Source organism: Lacrimispora sp. (assembly GCF_046972725.1).
Taxonomy (GTDB): Bacteria; Bacillota; Clostridia; order Lachnospirales; family Lachnospiraceae; genus Lacrimispora.
In genome coordinates, this window is record NZ_JBKVXF010000004.1 from 33,344 (window position 1) to 53,242 (window position 19,899).

General features: G+C 43.6%; 21 protein-coding genes and 1 other annotated feature. Of the genes, 20 read left to right on the forward strand and 1 reads right to left on the reverse strand.

Annotated elements, in window-relative coordinates; translation table 11 throughout:
* The first annotated feature begins 127 nt into the window (after positions 1 to 127).
* The gene (locus ACLTWA_RS14225; RefSeq protein ID WP_412328569.1) at positions 128 to 1,855 is read left to right on the forward strand and encodes an RICIN domain-containing protein; all 1,728 of its coding nucleotides are present in this window, start codon (positions 128 to 130) and stop codon (positions 1,853 to 1,855) included.
* Positions 1,856 to 2,125: 270 nt separating this feature from the next.
* On the opposite strand, the gene ACLTWA_RS14230 is transcribed toward ACLTWA_RS14225, so the two are convergent.
* Positions 2,126 to 2,980 (reverse strand): putative ABC transporter permease, encoded by an 855-nt coding sequence (locus tag ACLTWA_RS14230; RefSeq protein WP_412328570.1) that lies wholly within the window; start codon positions 2,978 to 2,980, stop codon positions 2,126 to 2,128.
* A 323-nt stretch (positions 2,981 to 3,303) separates the two neighbouring features.
* On the opposite strand from ACLTWA_RS14230, the gene ACLTWA_RS14235 reads away from it, so the two are divergent.
* From ACLTWA_RS14235 to ACLTWA_RS14325, 19 genes are all read left to right on the forward strand, one after another.
* Positions 3,304 to 4,860, forward strand: coding sequence for an ABC-F family ATP-binding cassette domain-containing protein (locus ACLTWA_RS14235; protein ID WP_412328571.1), 1,557 nt, complete (start codon positions 3,304 to 3,306; stop codon positions 4,858 to 4,860).
* A gap of 423 nt (positions 4,861 to 5,283) precedes the next feature.
* Positions 5,284 to 6,285, forward strand: a complete 1,002-nt coding sequence (locus ACLTWA_RS14240) for a rod shape-determining protein (protein WP_412328572.1) — start codon at positions 5,284 to 5,286, stop codon at positions 6,283 to 6,285.
* A gap of 111 nt (positions 6,286 to 6,396) precedes the next feature.
* On the forward strand, positions 6,397 to 8,619 hold the full coding sequence (locus ACLTWA_RS14245; RefSeq protein ID WP_412328573.1) for an ATP-dependent RecD-like DNA helicase: 2,223 nt from the start codon (positions 6,397 to 6,399) through the stop codon (positions 8,617 to 8,619).
* Positions 8,620 to 8,689: 70 nt separating this feature from the next.
* A complete protein-coding gene (locus tag ACLTWA_RS14250) occupies positions 8,690 to 9,400 on the forward strand; it encodes a ComF family protein (RefSeq protein WP_412328574.1) in 711 nt (236 codons plus the stop codon).
* Between the two features lie 42 nt (positions 9,401 to 9,442).
* On the forward strand, positions 9,443 to 9,934 hold the full coding sequence (locus ACLTWA_RS14255) for an N-acetyltransferase family protein (RefSeq protein ID WP_412328575.1): 492 nt from the start codon (positions 9,443 to 9,445) through the stop codon (positions 9,932 to 9,934).
* Positions 9,935 to 9,959: 25 nt separating this feature from the next.
* Complete coding sequence (locus tag ACLTWA_RS14260; protein ID WP_412328821.1) at positions 9,960 to 11,141, forward strand: MerR family transcriptional regulator; 1,182 nt, start codon at positions 9,960 to 9,962, stop codon at positions 11,139 to 11,141.
* Positions 11,142 to 11,223: 82 nt separating this feature from the next.
* Entirely contained in the window at positions 11,224 to 12,114 is an 891-nt protein-coding gene (gene rfbA, locus ACLTWA_RS14265) for a glucose-1-phosphate thymidylyltransferase RfbA (protein WP_412328576.1), read from the forward strand.
* A 23-nt stretch (positions 12,115 to 12,137) separates the two neighbouring features.
* Positions 12,138 to 13,160, forward strand: coding sequence for a dTDP-glucose 4,6-dehydratase (gene rfbB / locus ACLTWA_RS14270; protein ID WP_412328577.1), 1,023 nt, complete (start codon positions 12,138 to 12,140; stop codon positions 13,158 to 13,160).
* A gap of 25 nt (positions 13,161 to 13,185) precedes the next feature.
* Positions 13,186 to 14,031 carry a dTDP-4-dehydrorhamnose reductase gene (gene rfbD, locus ACLTWA_RS14275; RefSeq protein ID WP_412328578.1) on the forward strand — a complete coding sequence of 282 codons (846 nt, stop codon included), beginning with the start codon at positions 13,186 to 13,188 and terminating at the stop codon, positions 14,029 to 14,031.
* Positions 14,032 to 14,259: 228 nt separating this feature from the next.
* Complete coding sequence (gene rpmG / locus ACLTWA_RS14280; protein WP_013271142.1) at positions 14,260 to 14,409, forward strand: 50S ribosomal protein L33; 150 nt, start codon at positions 14,260 to 14,262, stop codon at positions 14,407 to 14,409.
* A 24-nt stretch (positions 14,410 to 14,433) separates the two neighbouring features.
* Positions 14,434 to 14,637 carry a preprotein translocase subunit SecE gene (gene secE / locus ACLTWA_RS14285; RefSeq protein WP_412328579.1) on the forward strand — a complete coding sequence of 68 codons (204 nt, stop codon included), beginning with the start codon at positions 14,434 to 14,436 and terminating at the stop codon, positions 14,635 to 14,637.
* 23 nt (positions 14,638 to 14,660) lie between these two features.
* Positions 14,661 to 15,176: a transcription termination/antitermination protein NusG gene (nusG, locus tag ACLTWA_RS14290; protein WP_412328580.1), complete on the forward strand. Its 516-nt coding sequence runs from the start codon at positions 14,661 to 14,663 to the stop codon at positions 15,174 to 15,176.
* Positions 15,177 to 15,260: 84 nt separating this feature from the next.
* Entirely contained in the window at positions 15,261 to 15,686 is a 426-nt protein-coding gene (gene rplK / locus ACLTWA_RS14295) for a 50S ribosomal protein L11 (protein ID WP_394524791.1), read from the forward strand.
* Positions 15,687 to 15,829: 143 nt separating this feature from the next.
* On the forward strand, positions 15,830 to 16,525 hold the full coding sequence (gene rplA / locus ACLTWA_RS14300; RefSeq protein WP_412328581.1) for a 50S ribosomal protein L1: 696 nt from the start codon (positions 15,830 to 15,832) through the stop codon (positions 16,523 to 16,525).
* Positions 16,526 to 16,565: 40 nt separating this feature from the next.
* Positions 16,566 to 16,708 (forward strand) — a sequence feature (ribosomal protein L10 leader region).
* Between the two features lie 59 nt (positions 16,709 to 16,767).
* Positions 16,768 to 17,262: a 50S ribosomal protein L10 gene (gene rplJ, locus ACLTWA_RS14305; protein ID WP_412328582.1), complete on the forward strand. Its 495-nt coding sequence runs from the start codon at positions 16,768 to 16,770 to the stop codon at positions 17,260 to 17,262.
* 124 nt (positions 17,263 to 17,386) lie between these two features.
* Positions 17,387 to 17,758, forward strand: coding sequence for a 50S ribosomal protein L7/L12 (rplL, locus tag ACLTWA_RS14310; protein WP_026893227.1), 372 nt, complete (start codon positions 17,387 to 17,389; stop codon positions 17,756 to 17,758).
* Between the two features lie 240 nt (positions 17,759 to 17,998).
* A complete protein-coding gene (locus ACLTWA_RS14315; RefSeq protein WP_158377501.1) occupies positions 17,999 to 18,202 on the forward strand; it encodes a cold-shock protein in 204 nt (67 codons plus the stop codon).
* Positions 18,203 to 18,481: 279 nt separating this feature from the next.
* A complete protein-coding gene (locus ACLTWA_RS14320; RefSeq protein WP_412328583.1) occupies positions 18,482 to 19,036 on the forward strand; it encodes a polysaccharide deacetylase family protein in 555 nt (184 codons plus the stop codon).
* A 357-nt stretch (positions 19,037 to 19,393) separates the two neighbouring features.
* Positions 19,394 to 19,678, forward strand: a complete 285-nt coding sequence (locus tag ACLTWA_RS14325) for a hypothetical protein (RefSeq protein WP_412328584.1) — start codon at positions 19,394 to 19,396, stop codon at positions 19,676 to 19,678.
* The last annotated feature ends 221 nt before the right edge of the window (positions 19,679 to 19,899 follow it).

Consider the following 19,899-nt stretch of genomic DNA (forward strand, 5'->3'; position numbering starts at 1 on the left):
TACTTATAGTTTATTAGGAGAAAGTGTTTTAAAGTAAAAAAAACATAAAAAGTGTGCATGATTTTTCATTTGTTTTGTGATAAAGATAAATTATGATAGAAGCAGAAAATAAAAGGAGGATGAGAAAATGAAAAAGCAAAGAAATAAGTTATTGAAACATCTATGGAGCTTTTTGCTGGTTTTTGCAATGGTTATGTCTGTGGGAAATGCAAATATTTATGCAGAAACATCTTCGGGAACCAAAGCAACGGATAAGTATTACAATGTGAATCAGGGCTATGGGGATGAACCCTGGATTGTATGCAGACCGGATAACAATTATCCAGGCAGAAATCAGTGTCTTTCACCAAGACTTGTAGAGGGGGCTGACGGTGCGCTATACTGTACTTTTGAATGGGGGGAAAGAGGTGCATCCGGCGAATACGTATTTCCAATCTATAAAAGTATAAATAAAGGAAGGACTTGGGAAAAGATCAGCGAGATCAATAACGATGACAGCATTCATCCGGATCTGTGGCTCAATGCACAGACAGGAGAGGCCGAAACAGAAAATGCCGACGGTGCAAAGCTATATCAGTGGCAGTTGCATAACTGCCCCCAGCTTTTCGTGTTACCTGAGAAAATGGGAGATATCCCGAGGGGAGCACTAATCTGTGCTGGTAATGCCGTAACCATTGAAAAGGATGCAGCAAAGGTATCGGATGCAGGAGACGGTGGATTATGGAAAACCTCACTTGATATGTATTACAGTGTGGACGGAGGCGTTACCTGGTCCTATCTTAGTACAATTGCTGAGGGGGGAAGGAATATTATGGGATATGACCCGATTTGGGAGCCATTCCTTCTGTGGCATGAGAATCAGCTCATATGTTATTTTTCAGATGAAAGGGTATATAATTATAGAAATAATCAGAAGCTTGTCCACTGTACGACGACGGATGGCATTCACTGGAGTGAAACCGTTGATGATGTTGCATTTGCCGGAAATAATAAACGTCCGGGTATGCCAATAGTGACAAAGCTTGAAAATGGAAAGTGGATGATGGTTTACGAAGGGGTTGGCATAAGCCGTCCATTTACTTCCTTCTTCAAGATTTCTGACGACCCGCTGAAGTGGAATCCAAGTGAAACAGGAGAGGTGCTCTGGCGGAGTGGCAGTCCATATGTTACTACACTTTCCGATGGAACAATTGCAGCAGGCACCAGTGCAACCGGTGATATTTTATTAAATACCAAAAAAGATGGAACAGGTACCTGGGTTCCGCGTCATACAGGTGCCCCTGCTGGATATAACCGATGTTTTGTACAGCTTTCCAGCGGCGAACTTCTTGTAGTCGGAAGTACAGCTGCGTTTGGAAATGGACAGAAGGATTCCTATGTTTATGTAAAATCATTGGATATAAATACAGATTTAAAGGTTGATGAGCTGGAAGAAATGACATTTATACAAAATGAGACAGATGGTAAAGTAGCAGGTGTTTGGCAGAGTTCTCTGAACGCAGGTGCAAATGTAGTCTTATGGGATAATACAAATGCAGCAGACCAGTTATGGCTCCTGAACCGGCAGACTGACGGAACCTATTATATCAAAAATGGGAATTCAGGGAAGTTTATGACACAGCAGATAAATGAGGAGGGAAGCAATTTAATTCAGGAGGACTTTGATAAAAGTAATTCGATGCAGAGTTGGAGTATAGAGGAAGATGACGGTAAATTTCTTATTAAAAATAATGCTACAAATATGTATATCAGCCGAAATCCCAATTCAGATGAGGTAAAACTTATTCTGACGGGAACGTTATCGGGAGATAACTCAAAGTGGATATTTACCAATAGTGTGGGTTTGGCAAATTAATTTATACAAAAATGAGGTCGGTAGTTTATATGTTACTCCAGCATCCTAAAGCTTATGGAGAAAATAGGTTTGCAGGGCTGGCATACCATCAAAGTTTTCCACCCTTTTTAAAGGGGCTGTCGCACTAAGTAATTAGTGCCCAGCTCCTTTTTCATGCTCAGTGCATTTATCAACTGAAACTGCCACTTAATATCGACTACATAATCCCAGATAATGATTCGGTGCGTCTGCTAAGTCAAATTGTAGAGGAGATGGATATTTCGGATTTATTCAGGATTTTTTATGCTTTCTAGAATATTCCTTCAATTCCTTTAGCGCATCTCCAAAAACCCGGGAAGAAGCGGTAGGATTCCGGCGAAGGATTCCTTTTCGGTAAAAGCCTAAGTATTTGCTTAGCTTCTCCTTGTTCTCTGTCAGTGACTGCAGCCGCTCCATAAGTGCGGATTCTTTTAAAGCGCTGGTGGTTTCCGCTTTTAAGTTGGTGATCTTAACCAGAGTCTCGGTCTTAAACTCGGATACTTTTTGTGTGGTCTCTGCTTTTAGCAGAGCCATCTGTACCTGAACCTCTTCCAGCTCCGCTTTGATCTTTGTCATGGATTCCAGTATCCGTCCAAGGTCCAGGGCCTCTTTTACGGAACGGATGGTGTCGATGATGAAGATGACTGAAATGATCAGGACCAGTGTGATGCAGGCAGTACTGTTTAATGGAAGAACCAGCCACTCCATAGGGCGGTGGACCACTTCAGTCAGAAGAATGGTTAAAAGCCCCCATGCAAGGGAGGTTCCAAGACATACATATCCGTTGATATTAAAAGGGTTATTGGAATAATCCCAGTATTTCATTTTAAACAGCCGTTCCATGACATAGCCTGTGACATATTCCAACACAGAAGCTCCTGCCATACCGAACAGAAACACCAAAAGCAGATTGCCTTTAACCGGAAGGGAGAGCCACAGCATGGCAATGGCCCCGCTTCCGTACAGAGGAAGAAGGGGGAGTCTTAAAAATCCACGGTTTACAAAGTGAAGGCTTCTTACGGAAACATAGGTTGATTCAATTATCCAGCCAATAAAACAATAGATGAAAAAAAACAGCAGCCATTGATACCAAGTGTAAACGTACATAAGCGAAACCTCTTTCTTTCATAATTCATCTTGGATTTATCATATACGGTTTTGTCCTAATTTGCAACTCAAAAAGACTGCGAAAACAGAAAGACCGAAAGGAACCGTGGTTCATACTTTCTATAGAGTTATTCCCCCCGAAAGAAACAATCAAACCATCTGACTCCAAATAAAAAAATGCTTTGCAGAAAATAGCTTTTTACTTGCCTTAATTGCTTCTGTCATGTAGAATTATGATGTTTCATGGAATTACAGGTGCAGGGCGGTTAAAGCCGCGGTGCGCAAGATAATTGATTGCAGTTACCAAGAATAAGGAGTTTTTTATGAGCATATTAAACGTAGAGCATCTGACCCATGGATTTGGTGACAGGGCTATTTTTCAGGATGTTTCCTTCCGCCTCTTAAAGGGAGAACACATTGGTTTGATTGGAGCCAATGGGGAAGGCAAATCAACATTTATGAATATTATAACCGGAAAGCTGCAGCCGGACGAAGGAAAGGTGGAATGGGCGAAAAGTGTGCGGGTTGGCTATCTGGACCAGCATACGGTTTTAGAAAAAGGGATGACCATCCGGGAGGTGCTTAAAAATGCTTTTGCCTTTTTATTCCAGATGGAAGAGCAGATGAATGAAATCTGTGACAAGATGGGAGATGCAGACGAGGAAACTATGACGTCCATGATGGAGGAGCTTGGAACCATTCAGGATCTTTTGATGGCACATGACTTTTACGTCATTGATTCCAAGGTGGAAGAAGTGGCAAGAGCTTTAGGGCTGACAGATATGGGACTGGATAAGGATGTGACAGAATTAAGCGGCGGCCAGAGAACCAAGGTGCTTCTTGGTAAGCTTTTGTTAGAAAAGCCGGATATCCTTCTTCTTGACGAGCCGACCAACTACCTGGATGTGGTGCATATTGAATGGCTGAAACGCTATCTTCAGGAATATGAGAATGCATTTATCCTGATTTCCCATGATATTCCGTTTTTAAACAGCGTGGTCAATATCATTTACCATATGGAAAACCAGAATCTGGACCGGTATGTGGGAGATTATGAAAAGTTCCAGGAGGTATATGCGGTCAAACGCTCCCAGCTGGAAGCTGCTTATAAGCGCCAGCAGCAGGAGATTGCAGAACTGGAGGATTTTGTGGCCCGCAACAAAGCCCGGGTATCTACCCGGAATATGGCCATGTCCAGACAGAAGAAGCTGGATAAGATGGAAGTCATCGAGCTGGCAAAGGATAAGCCGAAGCCGGAATTTCATTTCGTGGAGGCCAGGACAGCCGGAAAGATGATCTTTGAAACAAAGGATATGGTGATCGGTTATGAGGAACCTTTGTCAAGGCCGTTGAATTTAAACATGGAGCGGGGAGAAAAAGTGGTTTTAGTAGGTGCAAACGGCATCGGAAAGACGACTCTGTTAAAAAGCATACTGGGACTTGTTCCGTCTATAAGCGGGAGTGTGGAATTGGGAGATTACCTGTCCATCGGTTATTTTGAACAGGAGATGGCGCCCGGCAACACGACCACCTGTATTGAAGAAATATGGAAAGAGTTCCCTTCCTACACGCAGTACCAGGTCCGTTCGGCTCTGGCAAAATGCGGTCTGACCACCAAGCACATCGAAAGCCAGGTCCGTGTTCTCAGCGGCGGGGAACAGGCAAAGGTGAGATTATGTAAACTTCAAAACAGGGAAACCAATGTACTTTTACTGGATGAGCCGACCAACCATCTGGATGTGGAAGCGAAAGAAGAGTTAAAAAGAGCCTTAAAAGAATATAAGGGCAGTATTCTTTTGATCTGTCACGAACCGGATTTTTACGAAGGGCTGGCAACCAGAGTCATAGACTGCAGGGATTGGGCGTTGAGACTGTCCTGATAAATAGAAAAAACATAAAAACAGAGCCCGGGAACCATTATGGTGGACCGGACTCTTCTTTTTACACGTTCAATTAGAAATGTAAGTATATATGTTCATTTCGTTATTTTAGGGGGGCCGGACGGTTTTACCCGTCCGGTATGAGTATGAAAAAGCTTTGTGATTTCAAGTAAGTTACTTGAAACAAAAGGCCCGTCATCCTTTCGGATAACGTATTATCAGTATACTAATAAATTGTGACAAAAATGTGTACGGCAGATTAAAAAATAATAAAGATAATAAAAATAAAAAAACCCCTTTAAAAACATAGGGTTATTGTATATAATAGGATAGAAACTGCGACCTAATTTGCGAATTAAACATAAATTTGACGATAAAAGAAGCTTTGGGAACAGGATACAGCAATCAGGAGGAAGAATGATTATGATGTCCAATGATATAGGAATTGACTTGGGTACAGCCAGCATACTGGTATATATTAAAGGCAAGGGAGTGGTGCTAAAAGAACCATCTGTCGTTGCCATTGACCGTGATACGAATAAAATCAAAGCCATTGGTGAAGAGGCAAGACTTATGATCGGAAGAACTCCGGGAAATATTGTTGCAGTCAGACCTTTGCGTCAGGGCGTCATCTCCGATTACACTGTCACAGAAAAAATGCTGAAGTATTTTATTAATAAAGCGGTAGGGAAAAAGACATTAAGAAAGCCAAGAATCAGTGTCTGTATCCCAAGCGGTGCCACAGAAGTAGAAAAAAAGGCGGTTGAGGATGCGACTTACCAGGCAGGGGCAAGGGAAGTAACGATCATTGAAGAACCGGTTGCGGCTGCAATCGGAGCCGGAATTGATATTTCAAAAGCCTGCGGGAACATGATCGTTGACATCGGCGGCGGAACTTCCGATATTGCGGTAATTTCTCTTGGAGGAACCGTAGTGAGCACCTCCATTAAGGTAGCCGGAGATGATTTCGATGAAGCACTTGTCCGTTATATGCGTAAAAAGCACAACCTTTTAATTGGAGAAAGGACTGCGGAAGAAATCAAGATCAACATTGGTGCAGCATACCGCAGGCCGGAAGTTCTGACTATGGAAGTCCGCGGACGGAATCTGGTTACCGGTCTTCCAAAGACGATTGTAGTTACTTCTGACGAGACTCTTGACGCATTAAAAGAACCGGCCATGCAGATCGTGGATGCCGTTCATAACGTGTTGGAGCGTACTCCACCGGAACTGGCAGCCGATATTTTTGACCGTGGAATCGTACTTACAGGTGGCGGTGCCCTCTTAAGCGGTCTTGATGCCCTGATCGAAGAAAAGACAGGCATTACGACGATGATCGCCGAAGACCCTCTTACGGCAGTAGCGATTGGGACCGGTAAGTTCATCGAGTTTACTCATGGCGGAGATAGTAAAAGAGAATTTTAATAATTATGTAGGAACAGTCCATCTGACTGCTTGAAAGACGGCCCTGCCGGTATCTTAAGATTCCGGCAGGGATTGTTTTGGAGCAGTCTGTCTGTATTTGTGGGAGGAACCATGGCAACAGTCTGCGGATTTGTAGAAAGAATTAAATACAGGAACGAAGACAACGGCTATACGGTCTTAAGCCTTGTGAATGAAGGGGAAGAGTACACCCTTGTTGGAAATTTTCATTACATAAGCGAGGGCGAACGGATCGAGGCTGTGGGAGCCATGACCGAGCATCCGGTTTACGGGGAACAGATGACGGTGGAAAGCTACGAGATCAAGGCACCGGAGGATACAGCGGCCATGGAACGTTATCTTGGGTCCGGGGCCATCAAAGGGGTCGGCGCAGCTCTTGCTTCCAGGATTGTCCGGCGTTTTAAGGCCGATACCTTCCGGATTATGGAAGAGGAGCCGGAACGGCTTTCCGAAGTAAAGGGAGTCAGCGAGAAGATGGCCATGTCCATCTCCCAGCAGATAGAACAGAAAAAAGAGATGCGGCAGGCCATGATGTTTCTGCAGGAGTATGGAATATCCATGAATCTGGCGGTTAAGATCTATCAGGAATACGGTCCCAGGCTTTACGGTGTGATCAAGGAAAATCCTTACCAGATGGCCGATGATATTCCCGGTGTGGGATTTAAGATGGCCGATGAGATTGCCAGAAAAGTGGGGATTTTCACGGATTCTGATTTCCGGATCAAATGTGGGGTTTTGTATACCCTTTTACAGGCGACAGGAAATGGACATACCTATCTGCCGGAAGAAGATCTGCTTTGCCAGTCTTCAGAGCTGTTAAAGGTGGACCGCCAGTTTATTGAAAAGCATCTGATGGACATGCAGCTGGATAAACGTCTTGTCATTCGGGAAACCGAAGGAAAGCGTGTGGTCTATGCGTCCCAGTATTATTATATGGAACTGAACACAGCGAAGATGCTCCATGATCTGAATATCCGGGGGAGCATGCCGGAGGAAGAGATCCGCAGCAAACTGTTAAAGATCCAGAAAGAGGAGCAGATCGAGCTGGATGAAAAGCAGGTAAAAGCTGTGGTAGAGGCGGTGAACAGCGGACTTCTCATCGTTACGGGAGGGCCTGGTACCGGAAAGACAACTACCATTAATACCATTATCCGCTTTTTTGAGAGCGAGGAGATGGAGATATTGCTGGCAGCTCCTACAGGCAGAGCGGCAAAGCGTATGACAGAAGCCACCGGTTATGAGGCAAGGACCATTCACCGCCTGCTGGAACTGACCGGAGTTCCTGACGAACGGTCTGCTGCCATGCATTTTGAAAGAAATGAAGAGAATCCGCTGGATGCGGATGCAGTCATTATCGACGAGACTTCCATGGTAGACATTCATTTGATGCAGTCACTTTTAAAAGCCATTAATCCAGGCACCAGATTGATTCTGGTGGGGGATGTAAACCAGCTTCCCAGTGTGGGGCCCGGTAACGTCCTTCGTGATATGATCGAGTCTCAGTGCTTTAACGTGGTTATGCTGACTAAGATTTTCCGTCAGGCGACCCAGAGTGATATTGTGGTCAATGCCCATAAGATCAATGGAGGAGAATTGATTCCCCTCGGCAAAAAGAGCAATGACTTCCTATTTATTAAGAGGGAAGATCCCAACGCCATTATCAATGCCATGATCACGCTGATCCACGACAAGCTTCCCGGCTATGTTCATGCAGACCCCTATGACATACAGGTTTTGACCCCTATGAGAAAGGGTGCCATTGGAGTGGAGCGGCTGAATGCCATCTTGCAGGAATACTTAAATCCGCCGTCGGAGGAGAAACTCCAGAAGGAAACCTCCGGAGTCATATACCGGGTGGGGGATAAGGTCATGCAGATCAGGAATAACTACAATATCGAGTGGGAGGTCCGCAACAGTTACGGAATACCCATAGACAAGGGCACTGGCATTTATAATGGAGATATTGGAGTTATCCGGGAAATCAACAACTTTGCAGAACTGGTCACCGTGGAGTTTGACGAAGGCCGTCTGGTGGAGTACAGCTTTAAGCAGCTGGAGGAGCTGGAGCTTGCCTATGCCATTACCATCCACAAATCCCAGGGAAGTGAATATCCGGCGGTTGTCATTCCCGTATATTCAGGCCCCCGGATGCTCATGACCAGGAATCTGATTTACACTGCGGTCACAAGGGCAAGATCCTGTGTCTGTCTGGTGGGAGCTCCTGAGGTCTTTCAGGAAATGGTAAATAACGAAACAGAACAGCGCAGATATTCCGGCTTAAAAGACAGGATCTGTGAGATCAACCAGCTTTCATAAATATTCTACAGGCGGGAAGTCCTCTTCCTGCCTGTCTGACCATTCTTACATTCAAGGAGAATCCTTTCTGATGAATCTTTCCTTTTTCATAGATTTACTCTTTCCCAGACGCTGCCCCGTTTGTGACGGCATCGTCATGCCAAAGGGCAGGCTGATCTGCCAGGAGTGTATTCGTAAATTATCGGTGGTAAAAGGGCCGGTCTGTAAAAAGTGCGGCAAAGAAGTCATGGCACCAGAGATCGAATACTGCTTTGACTGTGTAAAGCATAAGCGGACCTTTGAATATGGGCTTGCTCTTTTTAACTATGGGGAAACGGCAAGAAAATCCATGGCAAAAATCAAATATAAGAACAAAAGGGAATACCTGGATTTTTACGGAGAAGCGGTGGCCGTCCGTTACGAAGGTCTGATTCGCAGAATGGATGCCCAGGTATTGGTTCCTGTGCCTGTGCATCCAACAAGGAAAAAAGAACGTGGGTTTAATCAGGCGGAGCTTTTAGCCTGCCGGATCGGGGAATATCTCTCCATTCCGGTTTCCTCCGGGCTTCTTGTCCGTAATAAGAAAACCATGCCCCAAAAGGGCTTAGACCCGTCAGGGAGACTAAAAAATCTGGAGCAGGCATTTGCAGCAGGCGAAGTGCCGGAAGGTGTGGAAGGAGTAATACTGGTGGACGATATTTATACCACCGGGAGCACTGTGGAAGCCTGTACCAGAGTCTTAAAAAAGGCCGGGATAAAGAGAATTTATTTCCTTACAATTTTCATTGGACGAGGCCAATAGAATGATGTATGATAAGATTAATTACACCCAGGAGGAATGCATATGATTATCAGAACCGCAGAAGAAAAAGATATGCCCCAATTACTTGATATCTATAATTATGAGGTAGAACATGGATTTGCTACCTTTGATCTGACCCCTAAAAGTATGGAAGAACGGATGGTGTGGTTTCGTGAGCATAACGTGGAGAACCACCCGTTGATCGTAGCAGAAGCAGACGGTAAAGCCGTAGGTTATGCAAGCCTTTCTTCCTACCGCCCCAAGGAAGCCTATAAGACCACTGTGGAGCTGTCCGTCTATGTGGACAGGGAGTACCGCCGCAAAGGCATTGCCGGAAAACTGACATCCCGCATTATAGAGATTGCAAGGGAACGGGACGATATACATACCGTTATATCTGTGATCACAGGAGGAAATGAAGCCAGCTGCCTTCTCCATGAGCATCTGGGGTTTGTACACTGTGGGACGATGAAAGAAATGGGCATGAAATTTGGTAAAATGCTTGATATTGTCAATTACCAGTTGATGGTATAGAAAGGAAGGAATTGTTATGAGCCAGATGGGCGGGTTTTATACCTCAGGCCAGTTCGCCAAAAAAGCCAATGTTTCCATTCGGACTGTCCGGTATTATGACAAGCAGGGGCTGTTAAAGCCAGCAGGGATGAGCGAAGGCGGATACCGCCTGTATACAGATTCCGATTTTGCCAAGCTCCAGAAGATTCTTTCTTTAAAATATCTGGGCTTTTCTTTGGATGAAATCCGTTCCATTACCATTAATGACGATGACAATGATTATGTAGAAGCGTCCCTCCGTCTTCAGCTGAATTTGATCCGCAAGCGGATCGAGCATTTAAAGCTGGTGGAGCAGACCCTGACAGAGACTTCCAGACTTGTTACGGACAACCAGGCCGTAGACTGGAATAAGATCCTTCATCTGATTCATATTACCAACATGGAAAAGTCCCTTGTGGAGCAGTATAAGGATGCGGCCAATATAAACATCCGAATTGGATTACATAAAAAATATACCAAAAATCCTTTGGGCTGGTTCCAATGGCTCTACGGTTTGATGGAGCCTCTCAATGGGAAAAACATTCTGGAGCTTGGCTGCGGCAACGGAGAGCTTTGGCTTGCCAATCAAAAAAGGATTCCCCGGAATGCCCATATCTGCCTTTCTGATGTATCCAAAGGCATGATCCGGGACGTGGAGGAGAATTTGAAAAATATTCCCGGTGATTTTTCCTTTGAGGTATTTGACTGCCGCCAGATTCCCAAGCCGCAAGACAGCTATGACCTTGTGATTGCCAACCATGTTCTGTTTTATGTATCCAATCTTGATGCGGCTTTCAGTCAGGTGGAACAGGTCTTAAAGCCGGGTGGGGTATTTTGCTGCAGTACCTACGGCCGCGACCATATGAAGGAGATCAGCCAGCTGGTTAAGGAATTTGATTCCAGGATCGCATTATCGGAAGTGAATCTCTATGATGTTTTTGGACTTGATCATGGAGAGGAGCTTTTAAAGTGCCGTTTTCGCCTGGTGGAAAAGAAAGAATATGACGATCATCTGGAAGTCAGTGATGCCGGAGCACTGATGGAATACATTTTATCCTGTCATGGCAATCAACAGGAGTACTTAAGCGACCGCTATGAGGAGTTCCGTGAATTTCTGGAGAAAAAGATGGAAAAGAAGGGATATATCCATATTACAAAGCAGGCAGGTGCATTTCGTTGCATAAAATAAAGAAATATTGGAAAAACACTTGACCGTGACCTTACGTCACCCTGTATGATGGTATCATGAATTGATATGGAGGAATAGCAAAATGAAGGGAATTATTCTTGCCGGAGGCTCCGGCACAAGACTTTACCCGCTTACCATGGTAACTTCAAAACAGTTACTGCCGATTTATGACAAACCAATGATTTATTATCCCCTGTCCGTACTTATGAATGCAGGCATACGGGATATTCTTATCATCTCCACACCCGATGATACTCCAAGATTTGAAGCACTTTTAGGAAATGGTGTCCAGTTTGGAATTCAGCTATCTTACGCGGTGCAGCCGTCCCCGGACGGTCTGGCTCAGGCATTTATTATCGGAGAGGAATTCATCGGTGACGACAGCGTTGCCATGATCCTTGGTGATAATATTTTCGCAGGCCATGGACTGAACAAGCGCCTGTTGAATGCTGCCAACAAAAAGGACGGAGCGACTGTATTCGGCTATTACGTAGATGATCCGGAACGCTTTGGCATCGTGGAATTTGATTCTGACGGCAAAGCGGTTTCGATTGAAGAAAAGCCCGAAAATCCAAAAAGCAATTACTGTGTGACAGGTCTTTATTTCTATGATAATAAGGTCGTGGAATATGCGAAGAATTTAAAACCGTCGGCCAGAGGAGAACTGGAGATCACGGATTTAAACCGTATTTACTTAGAAGAAGGAAAGCTTGATGTGGAACTTTTGGGCCAGGGCTTTACATGGCTTGATACAGGAACCCATGAGTCCCTTGTGGATGCCACCAACTTTGTCCGCACCATGGAGACCCATCAGCATAGAAAAATTGCCTGCTTAGAGGAGATCGCATATTTAAATCACTGGATCACAAAAGATCAGCTTATGAAGAGCATTGAGCCTTTAAAGAAGAACCAGTACGGACAGTATCTGATGGATGTCCTTGCCGGTAAATACATTGACAAACTGCACGGTTAATTCATATCAGGAGGAACACAACCATGAAAATTATCGTTACCGGAGGCGCCGGATTCATCGGCGGAAATTTTGTACACCATATGGTAAATAAATACCCGGAGTATCAGATCATCAATCTGGATCTTTTGACTTATGCGGGAAACCTTGAGACACTAAAGCCTGTAGAGGATAAGCCAAACTATAAATTCGTAAAAGGTGACATTGCAGACAGAACCTTTATTTTTGATTTATTTGAAAAGGAAAAGCCGGATATGGTAGTAAACTTTGCGGCAGAAAGCCACGTAGACCGTTCCATTACCGACCCGGAATCCTTTGTAAGAACCAATGTTATGGGAACGACAACGCTGCTTGATGCCTGCCGGACCTATGGTATTAAGCGGTATCATCAGGTTTCTACCGATGAGGTTTACGGAGACCTTCCTTTAGACCGCCCGGACTTATTCTTTACCGAAGAGACCCCTCTTCATACTTCAAGCCCCTATTCCTCTTCGAAAGCAAGCGCAGACCTTTTTGTCCTGGCTTATCAGAGAACGTTTGGGCTCCCTGTGACCATTTCCAGATGTTCCAATAACTATGGTCCTTATCATTTTCCAGAGAAGCTGATTCCGTTGATCATCAGCCGTGCGCTGGCAGATGAGGAATTGCCTGTGTACGGAACCGGGGAGAATGTAAGAGACTGGCTTCATGTTTCCGATCACTGTGAGGCCATTGATTTAATCATTCACAAAGGAAAAGAAGGAGAAGTCTATAATGTAGGCGGGCACAATGAGCGCACCAATTTAGAGGTTGTGAAGACAATTTTAAAAGCGCTTAATAAGCCGGAAAGTTTAATCAAATACGTGACAGACCGTCCGGGCCATGACAGACGTTACGCCATTGATCCGGCAAAGCTTGAGAACGAACTTGGCTGGAAGCCGAAATATAACTTTGAAACCGGAATCCGCCAGACCATTCAGTGGTATCTGGATAATGAAGACTGGTGGAAGCATATTATAAACGGAGAGTATCAGAACTATTTTGACAGCATGTACGGAAAACGCTTATAAATTTCATCTGTAAAGTGAGGCAGCTATGAAAGTATTTGTTACTGGCGTAAAGGGCCAGCTTGGATTCGATATAATGAACGAACTGAAGAAACGGGGACATGAAGCCATCGGTGTGGACATTGAAGAAATGGACATTACGGATGAGGAAAGTGTGAACCGTGTCATCAAAGCAGCAGCGCCTGATGCCGTGATTCACTGCGCCGCTTATACGGCTGTTGATGCGGCAGAAGACAATGAAGAACTGTGCCGGAAGGTCAATGCTGCCGGCACCGGATACATTGCAAGGGTATGCCGGGAGCTGGATATCAAGCTGATGTACATCAGCACAGATTACGTATTTAACGGTCAGGGAACAAGACCCTGGGAACCGGATGATAAAAGGGAACCGCTGAATGTTTACGGTCAGACCAAATACGAGGGAGAACTGGCCATCGAAGAGATCCTGGAAAAGTATTTTATCGTACGCATTGCATGGGTATTCGGTGTGAACGGCAAAAACTTTATTAAAACCATGCTGAACCTTGGCAAGACCCGCGATAAGCTTACGGTAGTTGCCGACCAGATCGGTTCTCCTACCTATACGTATGATCTTGCGCGCCTTCTTGTGGATATGATCGAGACCGAGAAATACGGCCGCTACCATGCAACCAACGAGGGATTGTGCAGCTGGTATGAGTTTGCTTGCGAAATCTTTAAGCAGGCAGGAATGAATGTTACGGTTGAGCCTGTAAGCTCCGATCAGTTTCCGGTCAAGGCAAAACGGCCCATGAACAGCCGCATGAGCAAGGATAAGCTTGATGAAAACGGCTTTGTCCGCCTGCCCTCCTGGCAGGATGCACTGGCAAGATATCTGACAAAGATCGAGTACTAGAATATTCACGGGAAACTTTTTACTTGCTTTTTAAAGTTTCCCGTGTTATAATGTCAAACGTTATAATTTCACGGTTTTTCTAAAAAAAGATTGACGAATCCTGCCCCATATGTTATAGTGATTGGGCGAATGGAAGAGCTTAGGTCTTTTTTTTATGCTCAAAAATGTTTACAGCGGAAAAAAAGGGACTGAAACACAACAACGAAAATTTAAGTGGAGGTGGAAGTCGTGCGCACAAAAATCACACTGGCATGTACTGAATGCAAACAGCGTAATTACAACATGACCAAGGATAAGAAGACTCATCCGGACAGAATGGAAACCAAAAAGTATTGCAGATTCTGTAAGAGCCATACAATGCACAAGGAAACAAAGTAATCAGCTTGTAAAGGATGTGAAATTATGGGAGATACAGTGAACAACGAGGGTACTCAGAAGAAGAACTTTTTTAAAGGTCTGAAAGCTGAGTTTTACAAAATCGTTTGGCCTGACAAAGATACCGTAACGAAACAGACGATCGCTGTTGTATCAGCATCGATTGCTTTAGGACTGATTATTGCGATTATTGATCTGATCATCAAGTTTGGTCTCAGTTTTATCTTATAATTCGTAAGGGTTAAGGTGAGTTTATGTCAGAAGCACATTGGTATGTAGTCCATACCTATTCAGGTTATGAGAACAAAGTAAAAGTCGATATTGAGAAAACAATCGAAAACAGAAACTTGCAGGATCAGATTCTGGAAGTATCGGTTCCGCTTGAAGCTGTCATTGAAATTAAGAATGGCGTTGAAAAAAAGGCCGATAAAAAAATGTTTCCCGGCTACGTACTGATTCACATGGTCATGAATGATGACACATGGTATGTGGTACGTAATACCCGAGGAGTGACAGGCTTTGTAGGTCCTGGATCAAAACCGGTTCCTCTGACAGAAGAAGAGATGGAGAAACTTGGGTTCAAGAACGAAGAGTTCATTGTTGGCTTTGAAGTGGGAGATACCGTTGTGGTAACTTCCGGTGCATGGAAAGATACTGTTGGTGCCATCAAGTCCATCAACGAAGGTAAGAAGACCATCACCATTAACGTTGAGATGTTCGGCCGGGAGACTCCGGTGGAATTAAACTTCAGCGAGATAAAGAAGATGTAACAAGTAAAAGCGGCTTATACAGGTGTATAGGCTCGTGGGAGGGAAATCCCCGACAATACCACATTATTTAGGAGGTGCCTAATTATGGCAAAGAAAGTAACAGGATATATCAAATTGCAGATTCCAGCAGGGAAGGCTACACCAGCTCCTCCTGTAGGTCCGGCTCTTGGACAGCATGGTGTAAACATTGTACAGTTTACAAAGGAATTCAACGCGAGAACAGCTGATCAGGGTGATTTAATCATTCCGGTTGTTATCACTGTTTATGCTGACAGAAGCTTCAGCTTCATAACCAAGACTCCGCCAGCTGCTGTATTGTTAAAGAAAGCTTGTAAGCTTAAATCCGGATCTGCAACTCCGAATAAGACAAAAGTAGCTACGATTTCCAAAGCCGAATTACAGAAGATTGCTGAACTTAAGATGCCAGATTTAAATGCTGCATCTGTTGAGACAGCTATGAGCATGATCGCTGGTACCGCAAGAAGTATGGGTATCACCGTTGAGGAATAATTTTCTTGGCAAAGTCAGGCGCAGTGCCGGATGAGTTTGGAAAATCATCTTTTGGGCAAACAGAACTGCCTTTTTTGCAGTCGGCGAAGTTTTAAAACGTGGGAGGGAAAATCCCCGACAATACCACTAGGAGGTTATTTAGAATGAAAAGAGGAAAAAGATACGCAGAGGCAGCTAAGACAGTAGATCGTACTGTTCTCTACGATGCACCAGTAGCAATCTCTTTGGTTAAGAAGAATGCAAGTGCTAAATTTAATGAGACCATTGAAGCTCATATCAGAACCGGTTGTGACGGACGTCACGCAGACCAGCAGATCCGTGGTGCCGTTGTACTTCCGCACGGTACAGGAAAAACTGTTCGCATCTTAGTTTTCGCCAAGGGACCTAAAGCTGACGAAGCTACGGCCGCAGGTGCAGACTTTGTTGGAGCTGAGGAACTGATTCCGAAGATCCAGAACGAAGGCTGGCTGGATTTTGATGTAGTTGTTGCTACTCCAGACATGATGGGTGTTGTTGGTCGTTTGGGCCGTGTCCTGGGACCGAAGGGCTTAATGCCAAACCCAAAAGCTGGTACCGTTACGATGGATGTAACCAAAGCAATCAACGATATCAAAGCTGGTAAGGTTGAGTACAGACTTGATAAAACAAATATTATCCACGTGCCAGTTGGAAAAGCTTCTTTCACAGAAGAACAGTTAGCGGACAACTTCCAGACGCTTGTTGATGCGATCATTAAAGCAAAACCAAGTTCTCTTAAGGGTGCTTACTTAAAGAGCGTAACCCTGGCATCCACTATGGGTCCTGGTGTAAAGCTTAATGTAGCAAAGTTAATGAACTAATTTTGCTTTGTGGTTGACATCGATTATAAATAATGATATACTAATTCAGTATTGACTGCCGAAGACAGCAGGTGCCGCAAGGCATAAGGTGTAAACGCCTGCCGAGGAACATACAAAAATCATTTTATTAAATGAATTGTAGACCTCTCTGTCCGTGTGGCGGAGAGGTTTTTCTTTGCGGTTTATACGAGCGGGCCCTGCGGACAACCGTATGGCTTAGACTAAACAGGAGGTAAACCATAATGGCAAAAGTTGAATTAAAACAGCCAATCGTAAGCGAGATCAAGGAATTACTGGATGGCGCTGAGACCGCAGTCGTTGTTGACTACCGTGGAATCACCGTTGCTCAGGATACAGAGCTTCGTAAGAAATTAAGAGAGGCTGGAGTTTCTTACAAAGTTTATAAGAACACCATGATCCGTTTTGCAGCTCAGGGAACTGTTTTTGAAGCACTGGGCCCAAATCTGGAAGGACCTACAGCAATTGCTGTATCTAAGACAGATGCAACAGCTCCTGCAAGAATTCTTGCTGAGTTCGCTAAGACAGCTCCCGCATTAGAGCTTAAGGGCGGTGTTGTTGAAGGCATTTATTATGATGCAAAGGGTATGGAGAAAATCGCAAGCATTCCTTCCAGAGAGATCCTTCTTGGAAAGTTACTTGGAAGCATTCAGTCTCCTATCACCAATTTTGCCCGTGTTCTCAAGCAGATCGCAGATGGACAGGGTGCAGAAGCATAATTTTCTTAATGAAAGCAAGCGAAGCATTGCTTACATTTAGAAAATTAGCTGTTCGATGAGCTAATAGCGAATCGGACTTCCTTTAAAAAGAAAACAAACATATCAAATACGGAGGTATATTATAATGGCAAAGTTAACAACAGCTGAATTTATCGAAGCTATCAAAGAATTATCTGTATTAGAATTAAACGAATTAGTAAAGGCATGTGAAGAAGAATTTGGTGTATCTGCAGCAGCAGGCGTAGTAGTTGCAGCAGCAGGCGGCGCAGCAGAAGCTGAAGAGAAGACTGAGTTCGACGTAGAATTAACAGAAGTTGGTCCTAACAAGGTTAAAGTTATCAAAGTTGTACGTGAAGCTACCGGCTTAGGCTTAAAGGAAGCAAAAGACGTAGTTGATGGTGCTCCTAAAGTATTAAAGGCTGGTGCATCTAAGGAAGAAGCAGAGCAGATCAAGACTTCTTTAGAAGCAGAAGGCGCAAAAGTTACTTTAAAATAATTAGGTTCCAGGCATATGAAAAACAGAGTTTTAAGCTCTGTTTTTCATATGATAAAATGCCAGAATGGTCTTGACAATTTTGCAAATTCGGGTTAGAATGAACATGTATTATCGAATGGAGTTATGATTTCACATATTTTTGTAAGTCATTATTTTCGGATGATGATTTACAAAAATATGTGATTTTTTGTTTCAGACGATATAACAATTAATTTTTTATATTTATAGGAGGTACACGTTATGAACAACGGTACAGTAAAATGGTTTAATGGTGCTAAGGGTTATGGTTTCATCGTGAATGACGCTACAGGTGAGGAAGTATTTGTTCATTTCTCCGGTATTGTTTCTGATGGTTACAAGACTTTAGAAGAAGGTCAGAAAGTAACTTACGAAACAACAGAAGGAAACCGTGGTCTGCAGGCAGTTAACGTTTGCATGGCTTAATTCAAAGCTTCCAATTAAACTAAGCTTTAAGGGTTGTTCCCCATCTTGATGGCGGAACAGCCCTTTTTTGTGGTATAGGAAAGTTCGTCCTATACCATAAAAAAACTCCGGGAGGATCGCGCTGCGGTGGTGGTGGGATTCTTTCGCGTACATGAAATACGGGCTGTTAGCAGAACCAAGTGACTGAAACGGGCTGGCAGGTAATGCCATAAGCAGATTTCGGTTTTATTTTCCTGTCTTACCCCATAGATTTAATAATAATGGCAGAGAGCTGGGGTTATGAAAATGAGATGGAAAGTGGTCTGTTTTTTGGCCGTTTTAATACTGGATGTTCTATGTGTAAAGGCAATGTATGATTCTTATTCAGAGACAAAGAATACTTTATTTCTGCCGGCGGATGCGGGAGCAGAAGCAAGAGATGAAGTCAGGGAGCAGTTCTCCGGGAGTAAGCAGATTGCACTTACCTTTGATGATGGGCCGCACTCTGTTTATACACAACGGCTTCTGGATGGACTGCGCAAAAGAGGTGTCCATGCCACATTTTTTCTTCTGGGAGAAAATATTGAGGGGAAAGAAGCAATTGTAAAGCAGATGCAGGCGGATGGCCATTTGATTGGCAGTCATGGGTACAGTCATGTGCAGATGAGCAAAGAATCTATAAAAACTGCATGTGAGCAAATTGAAGAAAGTAATCTGATAATAGAAAAAATTACAGGCATAAAGCCTCAGTATCTGCGGCCGCCATACGGAGCATGGAATGAAGAACTGGAGTGCACTACCAACATGTCTGTAGTGTTATGGGATGTGGATTCGTTGCATACAGATGGAAAATGAATAAAGAGTGAGAGAGACCTAAAAAAGTGTTAGGTCTCTTTTTTTGAGTCCTAACACTTGGGGGATAAAAAACACAGCATCTAACGGGCGTTGGCAACACCTGGAATTCGAATTTGGCAAATTCGATTTAGCTCCTTAATCAGAACTTGAATAGTCATATAATGGCTCTCCTCTTTATTCCAGAGATGATGTGCATATAGGAATTATAAAGATATGTATGAGAAAAGACAATAGGGAACATTCCAGAAATTATATAAAATTTGTTTCAAGGAGTTGTATTTAAAAATAAAAAATACAGATATCTAGGATTTCCTATTTCCGAATCATTTGTAGAAAAAAATGTATTGGAGAAATGATATGGCAAGGAGAGAGAAAAAAGGACGGCCAACATCAATCAGGCTTTTTCCTGAAACTGAAAGATATTTAATGAGATGCCCTGGAAGGAGTCTGACTGATAAATTTGAGTATCTAGTCACTTTTTGCATGAAGAGGGAGGAAATGCTTGCTAAGGTAGAAGAAGACTACCAAAAGCGTTTTGAAGCGTTTGAAGAGGAACTTAAGAGAAAGGAAAAGCTATTATATAAACTTCAGGAAACGATAAAGGATCTTATTGCTGAAATTGAGAAAGAGAAGGGGAGATGAAATTGATGATCAAGGGGGCCAAGACAATAGAGCAGTATAAGTTGATTAAGTATATTCAAGAGCAGTTTATCTGGGAAACGATTAGGTGTGAACTAATTAATAGAAATACGGTAAAGGTAGTAGACTCAAATGGTGACAGTATAAGCTTTAGTTACTTAGATGATAAAATTAGTAGTTCTTAGTATTAAAAAATCAATTATTTAAGGAATAAATTTTAACCT